The 23,237-nt window shown below is 31.8% G+C and carries 20 protein-coding genes, 2 pseudogenes and 1 riboswitch; of the genes and pseudogenes, 17 read left to right on the top strand and 5 right to left on the bottom strand.

Going from position 1 to position 23,237, the window contains the following annotated elements:
* Positions 1 to 11: 11 nt before the first annotated feature.
* Positions 12 to 1,373, top strand: coding sequence for a hypothetical protein (locus CLPA_RS19010; RefSeq protein ID WP_003445217.1), 1,362 nt, complete (start codon positions 12 to 14; stop codon positions 1,371 to 1,373).
* Positions 1,374 to 1,600: 227 nt separating this feature from the next.
* Here the strand turns inward: CLPA_RS19010 and asd are convergent, their stop codons facing one another.
* Positions 1,601 to 2,680, bottom strand: a complete 1,080-nt coding sequence (asd, locus tag CLPA_RS19005) for an aspartate-semialdehyde dehydrogenase (RefSeq protein ID WP_003445218.1) — start codon at positions 2,678 to 2,680, stop codon at positions 1,601 to 1,603.
* Positions 2,681 to 2,776: 96 nt separating this feature from the next.
* A riboswitch (Lysine riboswitch) is annotated at positions 2,777 to 2,948 on the bottom strand.
* 361 nt (positions 2,949 to 3,309) lie between these two features.
* On the bottom strand, positions 3,310 to 4,485 hold the full coding sequence (locus CLPA_RS19000; RefSeq protein ID WP_003445219.1) for a PucR family transcriptional regulator: 1,176 nt from the start codon (positions 4,483 to 4,485) through the stop codon (positions 3,310 to 3,312).
* A 194-nt stretch (positions 4,486 to 4,679) separates the two neighbouring features.
* Between CLPA_RS19000 and CLPA_RS18995 the strand changes: the two are divergent.
* From CLPA_RS18995 to CLPA_RS18940, 12 genes and pseudogenes are all read left to right on the top strand, one after another.
* Positions 4,680 to 6,031, top strand: a pseudogene (locus CLPA_RS18995) (aspartate aminotransferase family protein).
* 17 nt (positions 6,032 to 6,048) lie between these two features.
* Complete coding sequence (locus tag CLPA_RS18990; protein WP_236900363.1) at positions 6,049 to 7,164, top strand: 4-hydroxybutyrate dehydrogenase; 1,116 nt, start codon at positions 6,049 to 6,051, stop codon at positions 7,162 to 7,164.
* A 298-nt stretch (positions 7,165 to 7,462) separates the two neighbouring features.
* Entirely contained in the window at positions 7,463 to 7,750 is a 288-nt protein-coding gene (locus CLPA_RS18985) for a putative quinol monooxygenase (RefSeq protein ID WP_003445221.1), read from the top strand.
* A gap of 176 nt (positions 7,751 to 7,926) precedes the next feature.
* A complete protein-coding gene (tpx, locus tag CLPA_RS18980) occupies positions 7,927 to 8,421 on the top strand; it encodes a thiol peroxidase (protein WP_003445222.1) in 495 nt (164 codons plus the stop codon).
* A gap of 410 nt (positions 8,422 to 8,831) precedes the next feature.
* Positions 8,832 to 9,311, top strand: a complete 480-nt coding sequence (locus tag CLPA_RS18975; protein ID WP_003445224.1) for a hypothetical protein — start codon at positions 8,832 to 8,834, stop codon at positions 9,309 to 9,311.
* Between the two features lie 34 nt (positions 9,312 to 9,345).
* Positions 9,346 to 9,648 (top strand): MTH1187 family thiamine-binding protein, encoded by a 303-nt coding sequence (locus tag CLPA_RS18970; protein WP_003445226.1) that lies wholly within the window; start codon positions 9,346 to 9,348, stop codon positions 9,646 to 9,648.
* Positions 9,649 to 9,898: 250 nt separating this feature from the next.
* A complete protein-coding gene (locus tag CLPA_RS18965; RefSeq protein ID WP_003445227.1) occupies positions 9,899 to 11,380 on the top strand; it encodes a nitrogenase component 1 in 1,482 nt (493 codons plus the stop codon).
* The gene (locus CLPA_RS18960; RefSeq protein WP_003445229.1) at positions 11,364 to 12,680 is read left to right on the top strand and encodes a nitrogenase component 1; all 1,317 of its coding nucleotides are present in this window, start codon (positions 11,364 to 11,366) and stop codon (positions 12,678 to 12,680) included. Before CLPA_RS18965 ends, CLPA_RS18960 begins: the two co-directional genes overlap by 17 nt.
* Before the next feature lie 250 nt (positions 12,681 to 12,930).
* Positions 12,931 to 13,272, top strand: a complete 342-nt coding sequence (locus CLPA_RS18955) for a PadR family transcriptional regulator (protein WP_003445231.1) — start codon at positions 12,931 to 12,933, stop codon at positions 13,270 to 13,272.
* Entirely contained in the window at positions 13,265 to 13,921 is a 657-nt protein-coding gene (locus CLPA_RS18950) for a permease prefix domain 1-containing protein (RefSeq protein ID WP_003445234.1), read from the top strand. The genes CLPA_RS18955 and CLPA_RS18950 overlap by 8 nt, the downstream gene beginning before the upstream one ends.
* Positions 13,922 to 13,925: 4 nt before the next feature.
* Positions 13,926 to 14,864, top strand: coding sequence for a DUF4097 family beta strand repeat-containing protein (locus CLPA_RS18945; protein WP_003445236.1), 939 nt, complete (start codon positions 13,926 to 13,928; stop codon positions 14,862 to 14,864).
* Positions 14,865 to 15,026: 162 nt separating this feature from the next.
* A complete protein-coding gene (locus CLPA_RS18940; RefSeq protein ID WP_003445238.1) occupies positions 15,027 to 15,983 on the top strand; it encodes a 2-hydroxyacid dehydrogenase in 957 nt (318 codons plus the stop codon).
* 190 nt (positions 15,984 to 16,173) lie between these two features.
* Here CLPA_RS18940 and CLPA_RS18935 read toward each other — a convergent pair whose 3' ends face one another.
* Both CLPA_RS18935 and CLPA_RS18930 read right to left on the bottom strand, forming a co-directional pair.
* Positions 16,174 to 16,584 carry an ABC transporter permease gene (locus CLPA_RS18935; RefSeq protein WP_003445240.1) on the bottom strand — a complete coding sequence of 137 codons (411 nt, stop codon included), beginning with the start codon at positions 16,582 to 16,584 and terminating at the stop codon, positions 16,174 to 16,176.
* Positions 16,572 to 17,495, bottom strand: coding sequence for a daunorubicin resistance protein DrrA family ABC transporter ATP-binding protein (locus CLPA_RS18930; protein ID WP_003445242.1), 924 nt, complete (start codon positions 17,493 to 17,495; stop codon positions 16,572 to 16,574). The genes CLPA_RS18935 and CLPA_RS18930 overlap by 13 nt, the downstream gene beginning before the upstream one ends.
* Before the next feature lie 549 nt (positions 17,496 to 18,044).
* On the opposite strand from CLPA_RS18930, the pseudogene CLPA_RS21450 reads away from it, so the two are divergent.
* The 4 genes and pseudogenes from CLPA_RS21450 to CLPA_RS18905 all read left to right on the top strand — a co-directional run.
* Positions 18,045 to 18,248, top strand: a pseudogene (locus CLPA_RS21450) (winged helix-turn-helix domain-containing protein); the annotation flags it as partial.
* A 308-nt stretch (positions 18,249 to 18,556) separates the two neighbouring features.
* The gene (locus CLPA_RS18920) at positions 18,557 to 19,777 is read left to right on the top strand and encodes a multidrug effflux MFS transporter (protein ID WP_003445245.1); all 1,221 of its coding nucleotides are present in this window, start codon (positions 18,557 to 18,559) and stop codon (positions 19,775 to 19,777) included.
* Positions 19,778 to 20,435: 658 nt separating this feature from the next.
* On the top strand, positions 20,436 to 20,933 hold the full coding sequence (locus CLPA_RS18915) for a reverse transcriptase domain-containing protein (RefSeq protein WP_003445247.1): 498 nt from the start codon (positions 20,436 to 20,438) through the stop codon (positions 20,931 to 20,933).
* A gap of 483 nt (positions 20,934 to 21,416) precedes the next feature.
* Positions 21,417 to 22,220, top strand: a complete 804-nt coding sequence (locus CLPA_RS18905; protein ID WP_003445249.1) for a reverse transcriptase domain-containing protein — start codon at positions 21,417 to 21,419, stop codon at positions 22,218 to 22,220.
* A gap of 201 nt (positions 22,221 to 22,421) precedes the next feature.
* Here CLPA_RS18905 and CLPA_RS18900 read toward each other — a convergent pair whose 3' ends face one another.
* On the bottom strand, positions 22,422 to 23,228 hold the full coding sequence (locus tag CLPA_RS18900) for an ExeA family protein (protein ID WP_003448320.1): 807 nt from the start codon (positions 23,226 to 23,228) through the stop codon (positions 22,422 to 22,424).
* Positions 23,229 to 23,237: the final 9 nt, after the last annotated feature.

Here is a 23,237-nt window from a genome sequence, read left to right as displayed (position 1 = left end):
GGGAGTATTTTATGAAGTTGTATTGGAAGAAAAAAGTTTTGCTATTTTTACTAATTTTTGTATTTATATTTGGAATGACTGCTTGTTATGATCATAAAAAAGTTATTTTAAGTAATGATGTGAAAAAGGATGTCACAGTTCAGGAAAAGAGCACAATAAAATTGGACAAAATCAAAGAATTGCCCATGGATAACTCAGAATATGATCCTCTTTACTGGAAAGATGATGAGAATTTCATTGCCATTAATTCTGCAGGTAATTTTAGTAATAATTATAATATATATAATGTTAATATAAAGACTTCACAAGTAACAAAAATTGATGAATTAAATGACGCTTACATTATAGGTAAATATTTTTTGGGTAAGAATCCCAATAAAAAACTATTATTTATAAGAGATTTTAAATTATGGATTTATGATACTAGCAGTGGTACTTCAAAGATTATATATGGTTTATCAGAAGTAAAAAGTGAAATTGAAGAAAAGTATTCTCATTATAGTATAGAGAGAACCACTGACAAAGCTGGCAGGTCAACAGGTATTTCAAGTAGTTATCCAAAAAAAGAAGGAGATACAACCCTTTTTAAGGTGGAGTATTCTTCTGATTTTAATATGGGATTTGCGGCAGATTTTGTAGCAGGTAGTAATAAATATGTATACTTAAATTCACTTAGTGGTTTAAAAGTATTAGATATTGATAGTGGAAAAGTAATTAAATTATCTACAAGTAATCTTGTTAATCACATGACAGATGAGGGAGACTATTTTCTCGGTAACTTTGAAACTGTAATTTATGACAAAATAAAAAATACCTTCTACACTAGTATATATGAGGGGATAAAAGCAAATACTGAAGAGAAAACTGATGTCTATGAATTTTCATTAGGAGAACCAGATAAATTTAATAAAGTCATTGAATTAATGGGACTTGGTTTTCAGGATGCTGAAATATCAGAGGACGGGAAATATATTTATTTTAATAACAGCAGGAGTACCGGAACAGGAAGTTCAATTAATAGCATAATAAGACTTGATACAACTAAAAATACTTATTACAAGCTATTTCAGGAGAAACAGGACTCTGGATATTTTGCTGTTAGATATAATTATAAATTGGGGCTGATTTACTATGAGTATCCTAATGAGAATACAAAAACAGGTAATGGGCGTATGTATTTTTTAGGTACTATAAAGGATGGGAAGCTAAAAGCTATTGAAAATATTTCTCCAGGGGAAACGACGGATATGACACCAGGCTTAGCAGATATAATATACAATGGAAAAGGTGATAAATTTATTTTTAGAGTGTATTTTTTTCAAAAAGGTAATAGTGTTAAGGGCAAAACTTATATTTATGCTGTGACAAAATAAATCTTATGAAGCGACTCAGATGAAGGAATATTTATTTTTAAAGGAATTGATAAGGTTGTTCATACTTTCTTTGAGGAGTTCCTCATGTAACTAATGAAGTGTATAGAGACTATTTAAAGGCTGTTGAAAATAATAGTCGAAGGTTGTAATATAAATGAGGTTTCATCTATATTACAACCTTCAATTTTTAAATAACAATCATTTATTTTTTAGTAAAGTAATATTACTTAGTATAAATAACCTTCTCTATATAAAAGTTCAGCAGTTAGAAGTGCTCCACCTGCTGCACCACGTAGTGCGTTGTGAGATAGACATACAAATTTATAGTCGAATACAGTATCTTCTCTAAGCCTTCCTATAGTTACTCCCATTCCCTTTTCTAATTCTCTGTCAAGCTTTGGTTGTGGTCTGAAATCATCTTCAAAATAAGTTAAGAAGTTTTCAGGAGCAGTTGGAAGCTCTAAAGTTTGAGGTTTTCCTTTAAAGTTCTTAAAGTGTTCAAGCATAACCTCTTTTGAAGGTTTCTTTTCAAAGGAAACAAATACAGCAGCCATATGACCATCAGCTACAGGTACTCTTAAACACTGAGAAGTTATTGTTGGATTGTTAGCACAAACTATTTTATTGTCTTCAATATGACCCCATACTTTTAGAGGTTCTTTTTCGCTCTTATCTTCTTCGCCAGGAATATAAGGGATAACATTATCAAGTATTTCAGGAAATTCTTTAAAAGTTTTTCCGCTTCCTGATATGGCCTGATAAGTACATACAAGTATTTTTGTTGGTTTATATTCTAAAAGTGCACTTAGTGCAGGTACATAACTTTGTATTGAACAATTTGGCTTAGCAGTGATAAAACCTTTTTTTGTTCCAAGTCTTTCTTTTTGTTTATCGATTATTTTAAGATGATCTGGGTTTACTTCAGGGATAACAACAGGAACATCTTCAGTAAATCTATGAGCAGAATTGTTTGATACTACAGGTATTTCGTGTTTTGCATAAGTTTCTTCTATTTTTCTTATTTCATCTTTAGGCATATCTACTGCACAGAACACAAAGTCTACTTCTTTAGCAATTTCATCTATTTCATAAATATCTTTTACAACTATATCTTTAATATAATCGGGCATAGGTATACTAAGCTTCCATCTGTCTTTTACAGTGTCATAATATTTTTTGCCAGCAGAACGTTTGCTTGCTGCAACAGCTGCAACTTCAAAGTAAGGATGATTATTAAGAAGAGTTACAAACCTTTGTCCAACAAGACCAGTACCTCCAAGTAAACCTACTTTTAATTTTTTGTTCATTATAAAATCCCTCCAGAATGAATGTTATTAAAAAATAAAAGCCAAGGCTAACCCCAAGGCTTTTCTATTCACACAAATTACATAAGAATAAAAGTTGCTCAGGATAGCTCTCCACAAAATTGTGACAGTTATACATATATTATATGCACAACCAGCAATATAGTCTCAAAGCATTAACTATATAACTTCGGCGATGATTCCTTTCACATTGTTTCATAGTGCTTATCTCCACAAAGGTACTCTTAAGCATCGCGCCTCTATCTCTAACATTCGTATATTATTATTACAAGTAACATTGTACACTAAAAAGTAGTAATAAGCAAATATTTATTAATAATTTATCCATGTAAAATGTTGGATGAAATCTAAATATTTATGTTAAATATCTATTTACATAACGTATAAATTTCATATAATTAAAAATAAAGAAATAAATTTTAATTATATGAAATTTATTGATTAGACTTAAGGAAGAGAGGTGAAGTTTTATCAAAAATATCCAGTGGCTAATATAGTTGGTGTACCCTTTGGAACTTTTATTGGACAGCAATGGGGGTAGTTTACAAGTTTAAGCATATAAAAATTTGTATTTTTAAATTTTTAGCAAATGCATTTATTTGAAAATAAAATTATTGAATTACAAGATTGTCATCCCATATATCCAAAATATAAAAAGCCATTTGGTATGGAAAACGTTCTTCCAAGGTAGATAAATCACTATGAAGTAATTCCTTTATTTTTCGAATGCGATAATTGATAGTATTTCTATGTGAAAAGGTCTCATCAGCAACTTTTTGAACGCTGGCATTATACTTAATATATAAGCGTAAAGTGGTCAAATAGTCAGATTTATGTGCCTGATCATAGACAATAATTGGTGATAGAATATCTTTATAGTACTCTTCTAAAATGTTCATATCTTTTATAGAAAGCAGAATTTTATATATGCCAATATTATCGAATAGTCGAATGGGATGCTCTCCTTTCATAGAAACCATTAGGGCAGCATAAGCTTGCTGATAGCTCTTGGTAAGGTTCCTAACCCCTTTCACAATACTGCCAATGCCAATATAGGGCTGGCAGTTGCTAGACTGCTTAATCAGTTTAATATGCAGGGATTTCATAAGTTCTACAATATCATTTTTAGGTGAATCCTGGAGGATTAGCATCATTCTTTTCTTGTAATAAAACAAAGTATAATTATAGGTTAAATGATTGATGTTGTTACGACAGAGAATCTCAATGTGTTGTAAAAATGCATAGTTGTTTTGTAATTGTTTAGCAACATTTATTAATATGCAGCAATAGTTGCTATCTAATTGAAAATTATGAGCTTTTAAAGTATGCTCGTAAGTATAAGTGTCCTCAGGTTTAGTTAATATATACGTAAAGGCATCTTTCAAACTTTGTTTAATAGTTTCATTATGAAAGATACGTGTACAATAGTCTCTGGTTAACTCAGCAATATGTACATCCCAGGGCATAGTAAATAGAGGAAAAGATTCTTTGTTACAAAGGTCAATTACTGAATTAGGAATTGAATGTATATACTTGCCGTTATTAATTATTAATCCGCAAGAATGATGACCTATCAAAGATTTTATAAATTGGATTAGCCATTGTTCACCACTATATCCTAATCCAGTGGTTATAATTAACTCGCTTTCCTTTAAAAAAGAAAAATTATTAATATCCTCAAGTAGATAAACCCAATTCATAATGTTGGAAAGACCTTTGTTACCTGCAAGTAATTTCAAATGAAAGGCATACTTAGTATCTTCATAAACAGTTTGTAGATTAATCATAGCTTATTTCCTCCTGATGCTTGTATTCTATCATAATAAAATTAGTTTATCCAGCACAAAAAATCACTATAATAGTAGGCTGTATGACCGTTGATATTGTATTTTACTGTGTTAGAATATATTTAATCAAGTGATAATTATACAGAATAATGAAGTTTATACTTTTTTTGTTATAAGAGTGAGGGGGAATTTTTATGCTAAGAACAGAGTTACCAAGAATTATTACAGAAACAGTACCAGGACCAAAAGCACACGTAGTGATAAGAGAAAGAAAAGAAAACATTCCGAATGCTATTAAATGCTTATATCCTGTCGTTATTAAACGGGGAGAAGACGCCATGATAGAAGATGTAGATGGAAACCATTTTCTAGATTGGATTGGCGGTGTAGGTGTGCTGAATATTGGTTTTAGTCATCCAGAAATTATTGAAGCAGTAAAGGTTCAATCTGAGAAATATTTTCATGGAATGGCCAATGTGGTAACCCACGAAGGATATGTGGAATTGGCAAAGAAAATGAACGAAATTGTTCCTGTAAAAGGAGAAAAGAAGAAAACCTATTTTGCAAACAGTGGTGCAGAAGCTGATGAGAATGCAGTTAAAGTTGCAAAATCTTACACAAAAAGAAATAATATTATAGTTTTTTCAGGAGCTTTTCATGGAAGAACTATGTTGACTATGGCTATGACGTCTAAAAAAGCTTATGTAATTGGCATGGGGCCTTTCCCAGATGGTGTATATCGTGCTGAATTCCCTTATCTTTATAGAAAACCAAAGGGCATGAATGATGAAGATGCTATTGCGTATTATGTGGAACGTTTAGAGAAAATATTTGAAGAGTGTTCTCCAGCGGATAATGTAGCAGCCATTGTAGTAGAGCCACTGCAAGGAGAAGGCGGATTTATTCCAGCTCCTATTGAATGGGTGAAAGCAGTGCGTCAAATCTGTGATAAATATGGGATTTTATTAATTGCAGATGAGGTACAAACAGGTTTTTGTCGTACTGGTAAGATGTTTGCATCTGAATATTGGGCAGAGGCGGGTGCAGCACCAGATATTCTAGCCACTGCTAAATCAATAGCTGCAGGACTTCCTCTAAGTGCAATTACTGCAAGAGCAGAGATAATGGATGGGGTTACATCAGGAGTAATTGGTGGAACGTTTTGTGGTAATGCATGGCCTGTGCCTCTGCACTAAAAACTATTGAAATTATGGAAAGAGATCACTTGGAAAATAGATCCATGCAAATTGGAAAAAAAGTAATGGATACATACCACAAATGGATGGAAAAATATCAGGTGATTGGAGATATAAGAGGTCTGGGTGGAATGGTTGGACTTGAATTTGTAACAGATCAAGAAAGCAAAACTCCAAATGCGCCACTGGTAAGTGCGGTAGTTGCAGAATGTGTTCAAAATGGATTAATGGTAGAAAGTGCAGGTATCTATGGAAATGTCATTCGATTTTTAGCACCACTAGTAATTACTGATGAGCAGTTAGAAGCAGGACTAGCAATATTAGAAGACGCTATTGTAAAATGTATGTAACTCATAAGGAGGATGCCGTGAAAGAATTTAAAGTAGTTCCTATTATAAGACAATATGAAGAAAGTAAAAGCTTTTGTGAGGATTTTGCAATAGGAAGAGGAGATCTGGTTATTACCAGTGAGTCTACCTATTATAATTATTTTGAAAACCAAATGGAAGGTGCCTTGGTTATCTTTAGAGGAAATTACCAAAAGGGAGAGCCCTCTGATGAGATGGTGGAGAAGATATATGAAGATGTGAAAGATTATACCTATAGAAGAGTATTTGCAATTGGAGGCGGTTCAGTTCTCGATGTAGCTAAACTATTTGCATTGAGAACAATTACGCCAGTAGTGGATTTGTTTGAGAAAAAGATAGATATAAAAAAGACTAAAAAGTTAATTTTGGTGCCTACCACTTGTGGAACTGGAAGTGAAGTGACTAATATTTCAATTTTAGAGTTAAAGTCCAGACATACCAAGATGGGATTGGCAGTAGATGAATTATATGCAGATTATGCCGTACTGATTCCGGAGTTACTAAATAATCTTCCATTTTCCTTTTTTGCAACCAGTTCTATCGATGCTCTTATCCACGCAGTAGAGTCCTATATGTCTCCAAAAGCTTCTTTGATGACTGAGATTTACTCTATAAAAGCAATAAATATTATATTAAAAGGATATCAAATTATTGCCAAGAATGGTCCAGAGGCCAGAAAGGATATTCTTACCGATTTTTTAATAGCCAGTACCTATGCTGGAATTGCCTTTGGTAATGCAGGGTGTGCTGCTGTACATGCCATGAGTTATCCTTTGGGTTCAACTTACCATGTACCCCATGGAGAGGCAAACTATGCTATTTTTACTGGTGTATACTATATGTATCAAAAGCTACAACCAGTAGGCAAAATAGAAGAACTAAATAAAATATTAAGTAATCTTTTAGAATGCTCTACAGATACGGTATATGAGAAGTTAGAAGAATTGCTTAATCATATTATACAGAAAAAGTCACTTCGTGAATATGGAATGAAGAAGTGCGAAATAGCAGATTTTACAAACATAGTTATGACAGAACAGGGAAGATTAATGGCTAATAACTATACAGAATTATCAGAGAGATGTGTAACTGATATATATGAAAAGCTCTATTAAAGAATCATAAAAAATATTCAATATTAAAAATGGCATAATAAATAATGAAGAAAATAGTATATTGTGGCAAAAGAGTCTGTCTCATTTTAAAATTTCAGTAATAAATAAACTATCCACATTGTGAATAACAGTTTATTCTCAATGTGGATAATTTACAAGTTTAAACATATAAAAACTTGTACTTTTAAATTTTTAGCAATATAATCAATTATGTATTGTATATGTAAAATAAGGTGATTGTAAATATGATATACAGTATAATTATCTGTTTAAAAATGTAAAGAAGGGGAGAAAAAATATGATTAAAGTTATAGCAAAAGGTTATATTAAACTAGGAGAAGTAGATAAGTTTAAAGAAATCGCTTCCGTATTAGTAAAAGAAAGTAGAAAAGAGGAAGAAAATATATCTTATGGTTTGTATCAAGATGCTAATAATGAACAAATACTGACTTTCATAGAAGAATGGAAGGATCAGTCTGCTTTAGACAAACACATGAAAACTTCTCATTTTGTAGATTCTATGGCAAAGCTTTCTAAATTCCAAGAAAAAGATATGGATATAAATATTTATAATAGCTGTATTTAAAATTTGTAATATAAATTTTAGGTTTACAAATTTAAACATATGTAGTAGAATTGGTAATAGATAAATAATGTTAATTAATATTAAATATTAATATAAAGTGAGGTGAAAGGGCTTATTTAAAATCTTTATTATGTAATGGATACATAATAGATTGTAACTATAAATAAGCTAAGTATATGAAAGTTACTTTTCAAGGAAATGAAGTTACATTACAGGGAAAAGAAGTTAAGGTAGGAGATACATTTCCTGACTTTACAACAGCCAATAATTCACTAGAATCAATTTCATTAAAGGATACTAAAGGAGTTAGGATATTTTTAACTGTACCTTCTGTAGATACTCCAGTATGCGATCTTGAAGTAAGAACTTTTAATGAAAAAGCAGCTGAAATAGAAAATGTTACTGTATACACTGTATCTATGGATTTACCTTTTGCTCTATCTAGATGGTGTGGAGCAGAAGGTATTGAAAAAGTAGTTACTCTTTCAGATTATAAAGATAGAGTTTTTGGTGAAAATACAGGCACTTATGTTAAAGAGTTGGGCCTTCTTGCAAGAACAGCTTTTGTTGTAGGCAGTGATAATAAAGTAACTTATGCAAAATATTTAAGCGAAATTACAGATTATCCTAATTATGATGAAATATTAAGTGCAGCTAAGGCTGCTAAATAAAAATTTATAATATAATTCTATAAAAAGTTGTAATCTTAATTATAGGAAATGGATAAATTTTACTTTACAGGAGCTTTCGTTTTCAATAAGTTTGAATGAATTGTACAAGGAATATATGAATGTTATATCTGCTCACTATAAGGTAAGTTTTATAGAGGATATTTATCCGATGAATATCAACCGTAATACTGCAATCTTCTACAAAGTTGGAGATAACGGTTGATACGTCCTTGGATAACGACTTCTAAGCATCAAGTGGAATAAAAACTTCACCTGATGCAAAGAATTTTGTTTATACAGCAAAGATAAGAGGAACCTTTTATAGTAAGGTTCTTCTTGTTTTTTTATGAATAATATTAATATTTAGATGTAATATCAGTATAAAAAAGTATTTTTAACAGGGTGATACAATGAATAGAGATATGACTTTATTTCATAATCTATGTAAATATATTATAAATAACTATCAAATTATGAATAGTGGGAAAATTATATCAAGTTTAATTTATCAATATTCTAAAGAACTTGGATTAGATGTACCGGCTGTAGAAGGATTGATATTTGTAGAAGTAAATGGATATAGAAGGCAATATGCTCATTGCTTTAATACGAGAGGAATGGATATTATAGATGCTTCAATATATGAATTTGCACTTATAAATAAAAGAATAGAAAAATTATTTCCTTTATATATTACAGGTAATGTACCATCACATATAGAATATTCCGTTATTAAAGAGGTCAAATATGAGAATCAAATAAAATTCAATAAGTGCATTATAGATAAGATTATTATAGAAGCTAAAAACTATGATAAAGTGATGATTAATAGATTTTCAGAAAATGAGGATAGTAAAAAAGAGAATTTGTTTTATTTGAAATCTGGTTAATGCTAATAAAAAAATAATGATAGGAGATGATTTTATGGCTATAGCTCAGGCAACAATAGTACCCTTAGGTACAGGTTCTACCAGTGTAAGTAAATATGTGGCAGGTTGTCATCAAATTTTAAAAGATGAAAAACGCATTAAATATGAACTTACACCTATGGCAACAGTTTTTGAAGGTGATTTGGATGTGGTTTTAGAAGTTATAAGGAAAATGCATGAAATACCTTTTAAAAATGGTGCTGAAAGGGTATTAACAACTATAAATATAGATGATAGAAGAGATAAGGAAGCATCTATGAGTCAGAAGTTAAATTCAGTAAAAGAAAAATTAGATTAAATTTTGTTGACAAACATAGCAAATTGGTATATATTAATTGTAACCAATTAAACAAATAGGAATAATGTAAATATACATTTGTTAATATATCTGACTGGAAAAACCAGAGGGTATACTTCTTAGGAGAAGTATACCCTTTTTTATGGCTCTTTTTATAGAATTTTGATGGCAGATATATTGAAATTTAAAATTGACCATCAGAAAGATTTTTATTTGAAAATTTATGATTATGAAATAGGAGGAATCAGATATGGGAAAAATAAATTTAAAAGTTCCAGAAGTTGAGATTCGTGAAAAACGTCTTGGCTCTATTACGGGTTTTAATGGTACGGCCGGTGAACTTGTTAAATGTTCTCAATCAGGAAAGCTTAAGGATTCTTCAAGAAGCTTTAGTCAATGTATGGGTTGTAGTTCAGGGCAGGCTTTTTGTCAGCTTTCTATGATAAAGGATGCAGCAATGGTGAATCATGCACCAGTAGGTTGTGCAGGAGATTTCTTTGGCTTTAACTTTGTATACAGAGTTGGTCAGACAGAAAGAAATTTACCTTCAACAAATGGTAGATATTTTAATACTAATATAGAAGAAAAGGATACGGTTTTTGGAGCAGGAGAAAAGCTGAAAGCTACGGTAAGAACAGCATATAAAAGGGCAAATCCTAAGGCTATTTTTGTTACAACTTCCTGTGCTACTGGAATAATAGGAGAAGATGTGGAGACTGAAACTGAAGAATTATCTAAAGAACTTGGTATACCAGTAGTCGCATGTTTTTGTGAAGGTTTTAGATCAAAGATATGGACTTCAGGTTTTGATGCCGCTTATCATACAATAGTGAGAAAGATAGTTAAGCCACCAAGAAAAAAGACCAACAAAGTAAATATTATAAATTTTTGGGGTAGTCATATTTTTGACGATATTCTAAGTAGAATAGGTTATGAGGCTCAATATGTTGTTCCCTTTTCAACAGTTGCAGACTTAGAATATATATCTGAAGCAGCAGCAACTATTCAGGTATGTTCAACGCTTGGAACCTATATGGGGGCAGCTCTGGAACAGGTATACGGTGTTCCAGAAATAAAATCACCTCCTGCCTATGGAATAGCTGGTACAGATCAATGGTTAAGAGATCTTGGAAAAGTTCTTAATAGGGAAAAAGAGATAGAAGAAATTATAAAAGAGGAACATGAAAGAGTAATACCTAAACTCAATGAATACAGAGAACAGCTTAAAGGTAAAACTGCTTATCTTACAGCAGGAGCAGCTCATGGGCATGCTATAATTGCACTGCTTAGGGAATTAGGACTAGAGGTACAGGGAGCAGCTATTTTCCATCATGATCCAATATATGATAATGGGGATAAAGCTTCTGATGCACTAGCTCAGGATGTTAAGAATTATGGTGATATTAAAAATTATAATGTATGTAATAAACAGTCTTATGAATTGGTTAACATACTCAATAGGGTAAGACCTGATATTATGATTGCAAGACATGGTGGTATGACTCTGTGGGGAGCTAAGCTGGGAATACCTACACTTCTTATTGGAGATGAGCAATTTGGTTTTGGATATCAAGGTGTGCTTAACTATGCAGGAAGAATTGCAGAAACTATAGATAATAAAGAATTTGTAACTAATCTTGCAAAACACAGCACTATGCCTTATACAAAATGGTGGCTGGATCAAGATCCTTTCACTTTTCTTGGAGGTGGAGCACATGTCAAAAATTATTGAGCAGCCTAGGTACTCCTGTGCATTAGGAGTACAGCAAACTGTAATAGCTATAAAAAGAGCAGTACCTATAGTGCATGCTGGTCCGGGATGCAGTACGAAAATAAGTAGATTGATAGGTCAGGGAGAAGGCTATGCAGGAGGAAGTACAATACCATGTACTAATTCCAGTGAATCAGAAATTGTCTTTGGTGGAGAAAAAAAGCTGAGGACAGTAATTGATGGTTCCTTTAAAGTTATAGATGCAGATCTTTATGTAGTTCTTTCAGGATGTACTTCTGATATTGTGGGGGATAACATAGAGAGTGTTACTGGTGAATACCAAAAACAGGATAAGCCAATTGCCTTTGCTGAAACCGGAGGATTTAAGAGCAATAATTATGTAAGTCATGATATTGTAGTAAATGCAATAATAGATCAATATGTAGATAAGTTTGCAGAAGACAAAACTGTAGAAAAGGGACTGGTAAATGTATTTGTTACTATTCCCTACCAAGATCCTTATTGGAATGGTAATCTTGAAGAGATAAAAAGAATTTTGCAAGGTATAGGACTTAAAGTCAATATATTATTTGGTAATGAATCTGGTGGAGTTGAAGAATGGAAAACAATACCTAAAGCAGAATTTAATATTGTGGTAAGTTCCTGGGTTGGACTTAATATAGCTAACCATCTAAAAGATAAATATAATACACCATACTTTCATTTTCCATACCTACCTATAGGAGGAGAAGAAACTACAAAGTTTTTAAGGCAGGTAGCGGATTATGCAAAGCTGGATAAAACTAAAGTAGACGCTTTTATTGCTAAGGAAGAAGAAAAGTTCTATTCTCATATTGAGAGAACTGCTGACTTTATGCTGGAATTTAGATATGGCATACCAAGAAGATTCTACACTATATTAGATGCCAGTTATGCTGTGGGTTTTGCAAAGTTTCTTTTAAATGAGCTTGGAATTATACCTGCTAAACAATTTGTAATTGATGATACTCCTCAAAAGTATCAACAGCAAATAATTGATCAATTTAAAACCATATCTCCATATAGGTCTGCAGAGGTTACTTTCTCCATTGACGGAGGAGAAATTCAGGAAGAAATAAGAAAAGAACCTCAAAATAATAGAGCATTGATACTTGGAAGCGGCTGGGAGAGAGATCTTGCGAAAGATATAGGAGCAGATCTTTTAATAGTAAGTGCACCAGTAAACTATAGGCTAATTCTTAATTGTGGCTATGCAGGATATAATGGAGGATTAAGGGTTATTGAAGATATATATGATAGAGTACTGGATACCTATAGATAAAAATTGTAGAATTAATTAAATATAAAACATATAATTTATAATTAAAGGCCACATAATGGATTCTATTTCCAAAATGTGGCCTGTTTTTATATGTATTTTGATGTATCTCAGTAAAATATAAAAAATCACAAGCTATATCGTATATTAAATATATAATATAACAAAATATACATTGACAGACGATGTATATTATATTACTATATAAGTATAGAAAGAGTTTATATAATGAACTGAAGAGAGGAGTGAGGGTATGTCTATAACTTCGGATATAATAAGAGGTCATACAGAAACTATAATTTTATCTCATCTTGTAGAAAATGACAGTTATGGGTATGAAATTAACAAATCAATACAGCAAAAGACAGATAACCAATATGAACTTAAAGAGGCAACCCTGTATTCAGCCTTTAGAAGACTAGAACAAGCAGGACTAATAGCTTCCTATTGGGGAAATGAAACAACAGGGGCAAGAAGACGATATTATTCCATAACAGCGCTTGGAAAAGCGGCTTTAAAACAAAATAAATTGGATTGGGAAGAAGCAAAACAGTTAATTGATAAATTGATCTATGGAGGGGATGGAGATGTATGAAAAATTTCAAAAAAAATTGGATGAATTATTTGAAAATGCACCAGAAACTAATAGGGCAAGAGAGTTAAAGGAAGAATTATTAGCAAATCTAATAGATAAGTACAATGACTTGATAGCTTCTGGTAAAAATGATGAAGAAGCCTTTAATATTGCCGTTTCAGGTATAGGAGATGTAGATGAACTCATAAGGGGACTTAAGGAAAAGGATGTACTTGATTATGCACAGATAGAAAAGAGTAGAAAGAAAAGTGCATTAATTATATCTACTTCTGTAGGATTATATATTATAAGTGTAGTTATTTTAATACTATTTAGCGAAGTTTTTCAAATTGATGATAATATCAGTGTTTGTGTAATGTTAACCATAGATGCAATAGCTACTTGTCTTATAGTATACAATGCAATTTCAAAACCTAAATATTTAAAAGCTGATGACACTATAGTAGAAGAATTTAAAGAATGGAAATCTGCTAATAGTAAAGATAAGGAGATACTAAAATCGATAAAATCTATACTGTGGATGTTAATTGTAGTTCTATATTTTGTATTGAGTTTTGAATTTGGCAGTTGGGCGTATTCCTGGGTTATATTTATTATAGGGGCTGCTTTAGAGAGAATTATTACTTTAGCATTTCAATTAAGGAAGTGATAATATGAGTAGAAATTTAATAAAGATATTAATTGGAATATGGACTTGTATTGCATTGGTACTCACAGTATTTCTGGTTTACAATATAAGTTATAACAGAAGTGCAGGAGATGCCTTTAGAATTTTCAAATGGGATAATAATTCTATGCTAACTGTTCAGAAGGATGAAAGCATATCTATAGATAATTTTAATAAAATAGAAGTGAATTTCTCAAGTGCAGATATAATAGTACAGAGTACAGATGAATCTAATCTTAGAATTGTTCAAAAATCCAGAGGTAAATTAAAGGAAGAAGAAAAGTTTGCCATTAATAAAGAAAATAACAGCATTTTAGTTAAAAGAAGTACTTCCCATAAAGTATTTAGTATATTTAATATTGGAAACCTTCAAGAAAGTATAGAAATATATATACCTAAAAACTATGCTAAAGATTTAGATATACAATCTTCTTCTGGAAATATCATATTCAATTCAAATATAAATTTAAATAATATAAGCTGTGTAGCCAGATCAGGAAATTTACAAAGTGAAACTAATATAAATGCAAATAATATTAATTTAAAAGCCAACTCAGGCAACATTAATGTAGAAAATTTAATGAGCAAAAGCTATAAAGTAAATACTTCTTCTGGTAATATTCATATAGGCTCTATTTCTGGTTCCGGTGAGGTAACTGCATCTTCAGGAAATGTCAGGATAAGTTATAAGGATATTAGTGAGTATTCAAATGTTAGTGCAAATTCTGGAAATGTTAATTTGGTAGTTCCAGAGGAATTAAGTTTTGAATTCAATGGAAAGTGCAATTCCGGTGATATAGATTCAAACTTTGATCTGAATTATAAAAATAAAAGAGGTAATGAAGCAACAGGTCAGGTTGGCAGTGCCCCTTATAAGAAGATAAATGTAACAACAAGTTCTGGAAATATAGATATTTCTAAGTAATTATTTTAGTATATAATCCTCTATATGATTAATCATATAGAGGATTATATGATTTTTTCGTAAACAAATAGTTATTATAGGTTTATTTTGGTAATTTTAATTTTACGAGTGATATAATAAAAGTAATTTATATAATAATAAAAATAGGAGGATTTTTTATTTATGAACGTTGTTATGATAGAACCCTTAGGAGTTAGCAAAGAAAAAATTAATGAACTTGCAGAAAAATTGGTGAGTTGTGGTCATGAGTTTGTTTATTATGATACAAGAACAGAAGATACAAAAGAATTAATTGAAAGAGCTGCAAATGCTGAGATTGTTATGTTAGCAAATTTACCTTTTAGAAGAGAAGTTATTGAAAATTGTCCTAAGCTAAAAATGATATCTGTAGCATTTACAGGAGTTGACCATGTGGATATGGATGTATGCAGAGAAAAGGGAATTACTGTTTGCAATGCGGCTGGATATTCAACAAATGCAGTGGCAGAACTTGTATATGGTCTTGCTATATCAGTAATACGTAATATTGTACCTTGTGACAATGCAACAAGAACTGAAAAAACTAAAAATGGCCTTGTAGGTACGGAATTATTTAATAAGAAGTTTGGTGTTGTTGGAACGGGAGCAATTGGATTAAGAGTAGCTGAAATAGCAAGTGCTTTTGGTTGTGAAGTATTAGCTTACAGCAGAACTCAAAGAACAGATGCTGTTGAAAAAGGTGTAAAGTATGTTGATCTTGATACCCTTTTAAAAGAAAGTGATATTGTATCATTACACGTACCTTTAAATGAAAGTACTAAAAACTTAATTGATGAGAAAAAAATAAATCTTTTAAAATCTTCAGCTATATTAATAAATACAGCAAGAGGACCTGTTGTAGATAATACAGCTTTGGCTAAAGCCCTTAACGAAGGTAAAATTGCAGGTGCAGGTATTGATGTGTTTGAAAATGAACCTCCAATAGAAAGTGTACACCCTCTTGTAAGTGCCAAAAATACTGTATTAACACCACATGTTGCTTTTGCAACTGAGGAAGCTCTTTATATTCGTGCACAAATAGTATTTGACAATATTGATAAATGGCTTAAAGGTAAGCCTCAGAATGTTATATGTGTATAGTAAATATGTAAGGGTAAAAGGATATATTTCTCACCTTATGTGAATCTACGGAGAGAAATATTTTTAATTGATTATTTAAACACTAGGCCTAGTATTATGAACAGACCTAGATAAGGTTTTATTATAAAACCATTTATATCAAAAGCTACTCCAGCCTTTACTAAGGATTCTGTACTGAGATTTCACATGCTCAAGGTAATATATCTGAAAATTGAAGTACATCTAGTTTTAACCCCAGGAACATACCTAGTATAATAACTATGAGGCCCTGAATAAAAGCTATAGTTGTAGCTGAAAGAACTTGTCCTATTGATATTTGCCATCTTTTAATAGGGGATACTATAATTTCTTTCATAAAACCCATGGACATATCCTCTATTATACTTGTGGAGTTACTTAAAGCAGCTTGGAATACTGTCATGATGATTATTCCTGAAATCAGATAGTTAAGTGGCTGAGCAACTCCCGTGGTAGAAGATTTCATTACAAAGGAAAAAACAAATAAGAAAAATACTGACATAATTATTGAAAATACTAGTCTAAGTTTATCACGTACAAAATTAGTTAAATTTCTTTTTAAAATGGCAATCATTCCACGCATTGTTCTATCTCCTTTCCTGTTACGGTTAAAAATACATCGTTTAGGGTTCCTTTAGTTGTTTCAAAGTCTGTAATGGAGTCTTTAAATAGGGATACCATTGATAATATATCTTTTATATTTGTTGAATATATTTTAAATAAATCTTCACTCAGTTTATATTTTATAGAATTAGCTTCAAGGTACTGAATGAATAAATCCATATTGGAAACTTTTATTCTAGTTACATTTGAAGTATATTTTTTTTCAAGATTATAAGGACTGTCGTAAGCTACTATCTTTCCATGGTCCATAATAGCTACTTTATTGCATATCTCGGCTTCATCCATATAATGTGTAGTTAAAAAAATAGTAATATTCTTTTCCTTTTGTAATTTGTAAATATAACTCCATATATTTGCTCTGGTCTGAGGATCAAGTCCTGTAGTAGGCTCGTCTAAGAATAGAACCTTTGGGTAATGAACAAGGCCTCTTGCCAGCTCAACTCTTCTTTTCATACCTCCAGAAAGACTTCCTACAGGAGCTTTTCTCCAGTCTGTAAGATCTACTAGATTCAGTACAAAATCAATTCGTTCTTTAATTTCGTTTTTTGGTACACTGTAAAATTCGCAATGGAATTTTATATTTTCTTCAATTGTGAGTTTATTGTCTAGTGTAGATTCTTGAAATACTATTCCTATTTCATTTCTGACTTTATCCTTTTGTCTAGATATATCATATCCATTAATTTTTACATTCCCTTTAGTTTTGTCTAATATGGTGCAGAGTGTATTAATGGTTGTACTTTTACCAGCACCATTGGAACCAAGAAAACCAAAAATAGAGCCTTCTTCCACAGTAAAAGAAATATCATTTACAGCAACAAAGTCACCAAATCTTTTAGTGAAATTTTTCACTTCAATTATATTTGACATAATTTTTTACCTCCTGCTTTTATATTGTCTATGTTCCTTATACTAATGTCCCATTATAAAATTCCCTTAAATTGTTTTTAAAGATTTTATAAAATTATTTGAATTTTTTATTGATACAATCTCATAAATAAAAATTTATATGAGTAAATTTAAGAACAATAATTAGTAGCTATTATGTAATTGAGATTGAGTTAAAATAGTAATTAATATATTGAAAAGGAAAGTATTTTATAAAATTTTTATAATTGATTTAAAGGATTTTTAATATTTAACTTTAAAATTATATAGAATATATTTATGAAAAAATCAGGTGATAAAATGAAGAAAAATATAAAATTTATAGAAGTTGTTCATAAAAGAATTGCAGCGATACGTCAATATAGATACAGAGCAAAAAAAAATCATGAAAGATTTCACGAAATACAAAGTGAAATCAATAGAAAGATTAAAAAAGAATATATGGAAGACGATGAATTTCAGTGGTATTATAAACATGTTAAATATTCACGTATATTTACTATAATTTTTAATGTGATCTTATGGTTTTTGATATTAGTATTTTTTGCTTCAAATCCTAATATTGTTTTTACTAAAGAGCATATTTTTGATAGAATATGGGGAGATGAATTTTGTGGTGATATGGCAACAGTAGCAGTTCATATTCAAAAAATAAGAAAAAAGATAGAAAAAAATCCATCAAACCCGGAATTTATAGAAACACTATGGGGAACTGGATATAGGTTTAGAGATTAGGCATGTGAAAATAAATAGTAAGTGAAAGAGGCAACGAATATTTTGAATCCAACAAGGAAGCAGGTGACCAGGATAGTGGCCTATCTGAGGGTTCTGCTGACGCAGTAGGATTCAAAATAGGCTAGCATACTGACTAGTTATTTATTTGAATATGCCTTAGATAAAAATTATATGGAAAAGGTGGTGGATTCCGTTATTAATTTACTAAAATAACTTTAAGTATATTGATTTATTATTTGTATTTTTTTATGACTTACGATAATTATAGGATATTATATATTTTAAGTAGATTTAATTTAACGGTTTAAATGATTACAGAAGAAAAAATGGATAATGATAGTATAAAGGCACAAAAATATTTAGGAAGTAGAGGATTTGTAATATTTATTGCTTTTTTAAGTGCATTTGTTCCTCTATCTACAGATTTATATCTTCCAGCACTTCCACGGATGGTAGAAAGTTTCCAAACTACTATTGGATTGTTAAACATGACTCTAATTTTATTTTTTATATTTTACGCAGTTGGAATGCTTTTATGGGGTCCTTTAAGTGATAAGTATGGAAGACGGCCCATATTGTTGACAGGACTTAGTATTTATACTTTGTCAAGTACACTATGTGCTCTAGCGGGATCCGTACATATGCTTATTATATTTAGAATTTTACAAGCAATTGGCAGTGGGGCAGTTGTTTCTGTATCAGTAGCAACTATAAAAGATTCTTACAATGGTAGAAAGCGTGTAGCTATATTGGCAGTTGTACAGTCTATGGCAATGCTGGCACCAGTTATTGCACCGGTTATTGGTGCTGTAATACTTAAACTTTTCTCTTGGCACGGAGTATTTTGGATATTGTCTATTGTGGGAGTTATAGCTTTAATAGGCGGTATTTTGATGCAGGAGACAATTCCAAGTCATAGTAATGAAAATATTTTCAGAACGGTCGCAAGAATAGGGGTTGTAATTAAAAATCCTAGATATACAGTTTTATTAGTAATATTTGCAATTCAGATGCTGCCTCTATTAGCATATATTTCTGTATCTTCTTATATTTATATAGATGGTTTTGGATTAAGTGAACAGGTGTATAGTTATTTCTATGCATTTAATGCTATATTTTCAGTACTGGCACCATTATTTTATATGAGAATATCAACTTATTGTAAAAATACACTTATAATTATGACTTCCTTTGCAATAATAATTATAAGTGGTATATTAATTATCACTATAGGAAGATTTTCACCTTGGTTATTTGCATTATCAATTTTGCCTGCTACTTTGGGTGGAAATATAATAAGACCACCAAGCACTAATTTGATACTTGAACAACAGCAGAGTGACACGGGCACAGCCTCATCACTTATGAGTTTTTCCTATACGATTATGGGAAGTATAGGTATGATGCTTATCTCTTTAAGTTCTGGAAATAGAATTTTTACAATGGGATTTATGTATATAATTATTGGGGGAATTAGTTTAATAGGTTGGGTATTAGTGCAGAAGAAAGCTTTTATAAATAATATTTAATGAAAAAATTTTTATTCAGATAATAACTGGTGTAAGTAGATTTATTAAAAATAGTATTAAATCTACTTACACCAGTTGTTTTATATATTTTTATTTTATTTATCTAGTACTTTTGTCTTATGGTTGCTGTTATATTGCTATGCTATAATTGTAATTGGGTGGTGCGACAGTTCGGTGCCAGGTGTATAGTTGGTGAGAAGCCGACACGGTAAGGTCTAGCCAACCGCCGTTATCCAGCCTTGGAGCCGAAGCCGTGAGGCTAGGTTTAAGCGTAGGTAAGAAACTATGCGAGCCGTAATGCGAAAGCGTGAAGTGATTGAATCTCGTTAGTTTATATAGAATGGAAGCCGATACCCTCACCTCGGTAGCAGGTAATAATACTTGGTCGTAAAGGGCAAGAACAAGTAGGTTCCATCGGGGTCTTAGAGCACGGCGAGCATAAGATAGTTACACATGGCATACCTGTGAGACCTTGCATATTCCCGTTAGGGTATTTGTTACACAAGGAGCATTTCATCCAAGGTGATAGAAATGGTATGCAAGGAGTCGGATTTGCTCATAGTACCGAAGAAGCTTGTAACGAAAGTGGAGGAAAGGGGCAAACATATAAGCCGTTTTGAAAATAAAACATTGGTCACACTGGAGGTGGCAGAAGACAATGGCAAATGCGTTTGAAGAAATAGCATTACAAGCAGAAAAGCATAATAAAGTACAGACCATAATGCACTATGTCAACAAAGAAAGTTTGATTATGGAACACATAAAACAGACAAGTGGAAAGGCTATGGGAATTGACGGAGTAAACAAGGAAACCTATGGAGAACAGCTAGAAGAAAATATAGATAATCTACTAGCAAGAATGAAGAATTTTAGTTATAAACCACAGGCAGTTAGACGGACGTACATTCCTAAAGCAGGTAGTGATAAGCTTAGACCTCTTGGAATTCCATCATATGAAGATAAGCTTGTTCAAGGAGTAATGAGGAAGATACTTGACCAAATCTATGAAAATAAATTTTATGATTTCTCTTATGGGTTTAGGGAAGGTAAAAGTTGTCACGATGCAATTAGAGAAGTAAATCAAATAATCATGACTAAGAGAATTAACTTTATTGTGGATGCCGATATTAAAGGATTCTTTGGTGCGCCGGGCTAAGCCGGGCAATTTCAGTTGGTGAAATTCCAACTCAGGAAAGAGGTAAGCCACCTCACCTGAAATCGAGTCTTGGGTTTGTGAAGGTAACGACACAGACTAAGCGTAGACAGAGCGAGTCTAGGCCGTAACGCAAGTGAAGCGATTGAGCCTCGTTAGTACGTCCGGAGGCCGACAAGGTCGAATACTTGGAAGGCTATAGTAGTTTCCTGTTAATGGCGAGGGAAATGGAGACTCCGGCGGGGTCTGAGAGCATGGCATGGATGAAATGGAATTGTCAAGGAACCCGGGAGACCCGTCATGGTCTTTACAAAACGTAGAGTACGCAAGCCGAAAGGACCATCCACAAGCAAGCGGAAGCTGTGGCGGGAGTCGGACCTGTTGGTAGTACTCGGAGCGTGGGAAAGCCACGTACATGGGGAAGCGACAGGACAAAATAAACTCTCAGCAAGGAAACATAAACTACACAAACAGAGGTAGATAGATATGTCAACAAAATTGAATGAGATAGCAATTAAAGCTCGTAAAGACAGGAAAGCAGTATTTACATCACTTGCTCATATTATAACTCCGGAATTTCTAAAAGAAACATGGAAAATGATGAATAGAAAAGGATCAAGTGGTGTGGACGGAGAGACGACTCTAGAATTTGAATGTAATATTGATGAAAGAGTAAAAGATATATGGAGCAGAATGAAAGAAAAGAAATATAAAGCACCGCCGGTAAGGCGTGTAGAAATACCAAAAGGTAATGGAAAAACACGACCATTAGGCATTCCAACTGTAGAAGATAGACTTGTACAACGTGCGGTAGCAAGAATTCTTGAGTCCATATATGAACAGGAATTTATGGATTTCTCATATGGCTTCAGACCAAGAAGAAATCCTCATCAAGCACTCAAAACACTAAGAGAATGCATAGTAAAGAAGAAAGTAAGATTTATATACGAGGCTGATATTAAAGGATATTTTAATAATATAAACCATCAGTGGCTTATGAAAATGATAAAGCTGAGAATAGCGGACCCTGTAATAATTAATATGATAGGGAAATGGCTAAAAGCGGGAGTAATGATTAATGGAGTAGTTACAATAAATACACAAGGAACTCCTCAAGGTGGACCAATCAGCCCTATACTTGCAAATATTTATCTTCACTATGTTTTAGATTTATGGTTTGCAAAGAAATATAAAACATATGCACAAGGCGAAGCATACCTGATAAGGTTTGCTGATGACTATGTGGCTTGCTTCCAATACATGTTACGTGTCAAATTATTTAATCCTTAAAAAGTCAAATTATTTCAGCCTAAAATTAGTAATAATGTGGTAAAAAATCAGTTTAAATAATCTTACTAATGGCAAATTAAGTCTCAAAAATCAAATTAAATAACCCTTTCTCCACAATATCCACAATGTATAAAATTCTAAAATTGGTCAATAAATATAGGCATAGAAAAACACTGCTCAGAATAAGCAGTGTAAAAAATTTTAAATTGTAAGATCAATTTCACTCTGAGATTTATAAACTGTATCTGAATTAATAGAAGTAAGTCTTTCATTAGCACCAGAGATAAGGCACATTCTCGTTAGAGAATTTAGTGGTCTTATAGCTCCATTAGTGCTTGAATAAATGAGTTCAAAAGCATCATCAGTAAAAATTGGTTCTGAACAGCCTGCGGCTTTTAGCATAGAAGTTATGTAGGGCTTACATTCATCATGCGTTAGCCCTTTTAAGCAATAATTCATTATGATTCGTTGACGTAGTGCTTCATGGACCTGCCTGCTGAGTTGAAGTAAAAAATTAGGTTGACCTGAAAGAATTAACATAGCATAATTCTTTGAGTCCATATGAAAATTAAATATTATTCTTAAATCATCAAGAATGGAATTGCTTAAAAATTGACATTCATCAATTATAATAACTGGAATTACATTTTTACTGTGGCTATAAGTGTATATAGACTCTTGTATTTGCTTAAACATAGTTACTTTTTTCTGAGCATGAATTATTCCAAGACCATCGCATAATGCTCTATAGAAGTCCATAACAGTTAAAGTGGAAATAGGAATGTATACGCACTTATATAAATTTGGATTTAGTGAATCTACAAAATTGCGGAGCAAGAAAGACTTACCAACTCCAGGCTCTCCAGTAATAACGCCAATCCCTAAAACAGATTTTAAAAATTCTAATCTATTCATTGCTTTAGAGAAATCCTCAGATTTAAAACTGTATTTTAAGTCAAGATTTTTATCAAAAGGATCAAAAGTTAAGCCATAAAAAGCTTTATACATAATATCAAC

Origin of the sequence: Clostridium pasteurianum DSM 525 = ATCC 6013, assembly GCF_000807255.1 — a bacterium.
GTDB classification, from domain to species: Bacteria; Bacillota; Clostridia; order Clostridiales; family Clostridiaceae; genus Clostridium_I; species Clostridium_I pasteurianum.
The sequence above is the reverse complement of the archived record's forward strand: the minus strand, read 5'-3'. Positions and strand labels throughout refer to the sequence as shown.

Excerpts from the sequence above, each read along its gene's own strand:
- CLPA_RS18905 (WP_003445249.1), top strand. The coding sequence starts at position 21,417 with ATGTCAACAAAATTGAATGAGATAGCAATTAAAGCTCGTAAAGACAGG.
- CLPA_RS18945 (WP_003445236.1), top strand. The coding sequence starts at position 13,926 with ATGAGTAGAAATTTAATAAAGATATTAATTGGAATATGGACTTGTATT.
- CLPA_RS18920 (WP_003445245.1), top strand. The coding sequence starts at position 18,557 with ATGATTACAGAAGAAAAAATGGATAATGATAGTATAAAGGCACAAAAA.
- CLPA_RS18970 (WP_003445226.1), top strand. The coding sequence starts at position 9,346 with ATGGCTATAGCTCAGGCAACAATAGTACCCTTAGGTACAGGTTCTACC.
- CLPA_RS18950 (WP_003445234.1), top strand. The coding sequence starts at position 13,265 with ATGTATGAAAAATTTCAAAAAAAATTGGATGAATTATTTGAAAATGCA.
- CLPA_RS18965 (WP_003445227.1), top strand. The coding sequence starts at position 9,899 with ATGGGAAAAATAAATTTAAAAGTTCCAGAAGTTGAGATTCGTGAAAAA.
- CLPA_RS18935 (WP_003445240.1), bottom strand. The coding sequence starts at position 16,584 with ATGCGTGGAATGATTGCCATTTTAAAAAGAAATTTAACTAATTTTGTA.
- tpx (WP_003445222.1), top strand. The coding sequence starts at position 7,927 with ATGAAAGTTACTTTTCAAGGAAATGAAGTTACATTACAGGGAAAAGAA.
- CLPA_RS18930 (WP_003445242.1), bottom strand. The coding sequence starts at position 17,495 with ATGTCAAATATAATTGAAGTGAAAAATTTCACTAAAAGATTTGGTGAC.
- CLPA_RS18975 (WP_003445224.1), top strand. The coding sequence starts at position 8,832 with ATGAATAGAGATATGACTTTATTTCATAATCTATGTAAATATATTATA.
- CLPA_RS18900 (WP_003448320.1), bottom strand. The coding sequence starts at position 23,228 with ATGTATAAAGCTTTTTATGGCTTAACTTTTGATCCTTTTGATAAAAAT.
- CLPA_RS18985 (WP_003445221.1), top strand. The coding sequence starts at position 7,463 with ATGATTAAAGTTATAGCAAAAGGTTATATTAAACTAGGAGAAGTAGAT.
- CLPA_RS18940 (WP_003445238.1), top strand. The coding sequence starts at position 15,027 with ATGAACGTTGTTATGATAGAACCCTTAGGAGTTAGCAAAGAAAAAATT.
- CLPA_RS18960 (WP_003445229.1), top strand. The coding sequence starts at position 11,364 with ATGTCAAAAATTATTGAGCAGCCTAGGTACTCCTGTGCATTAGGAGTA.
- CLPA_RS19000 (WP_003445219.1), bottom strand. The coding sequence starts at position 4,485 with ATGATTAATCTACAAACTGTTTATGAAGATACTAAGTATGCCTTTCAT.
- CLPA_RS18955 (WP_003445231.1), top strand. The coding sequence starts at position 12,931 with ATGTCTATAACTTCGGATATAATAAGAGGTCATACAGAAACTATAATT.
- CLPA_RS18915 (WP_003445247.1), top strand. The coding sequence starts at position 20,436 with ATGGCAAATGCGTTTGAAGAAATAGCATTACAAGCAGAAAAGCATAAT.
- CLPA_RS19010 (WP_003445217.1), top strand. The coding sequence starts at position 12 with ATGAAGTTGTATTGGAAGAAAAAAGTTTTGCTATTTTTACTAATTTTT.
- asd (WP_003445218.1), bottom strand. The coding sequence starts at position 2,680 with ATGAACAAAAAATTAAAAGTAGGTTTACTTGGAGGTACTGGTCTTGTT.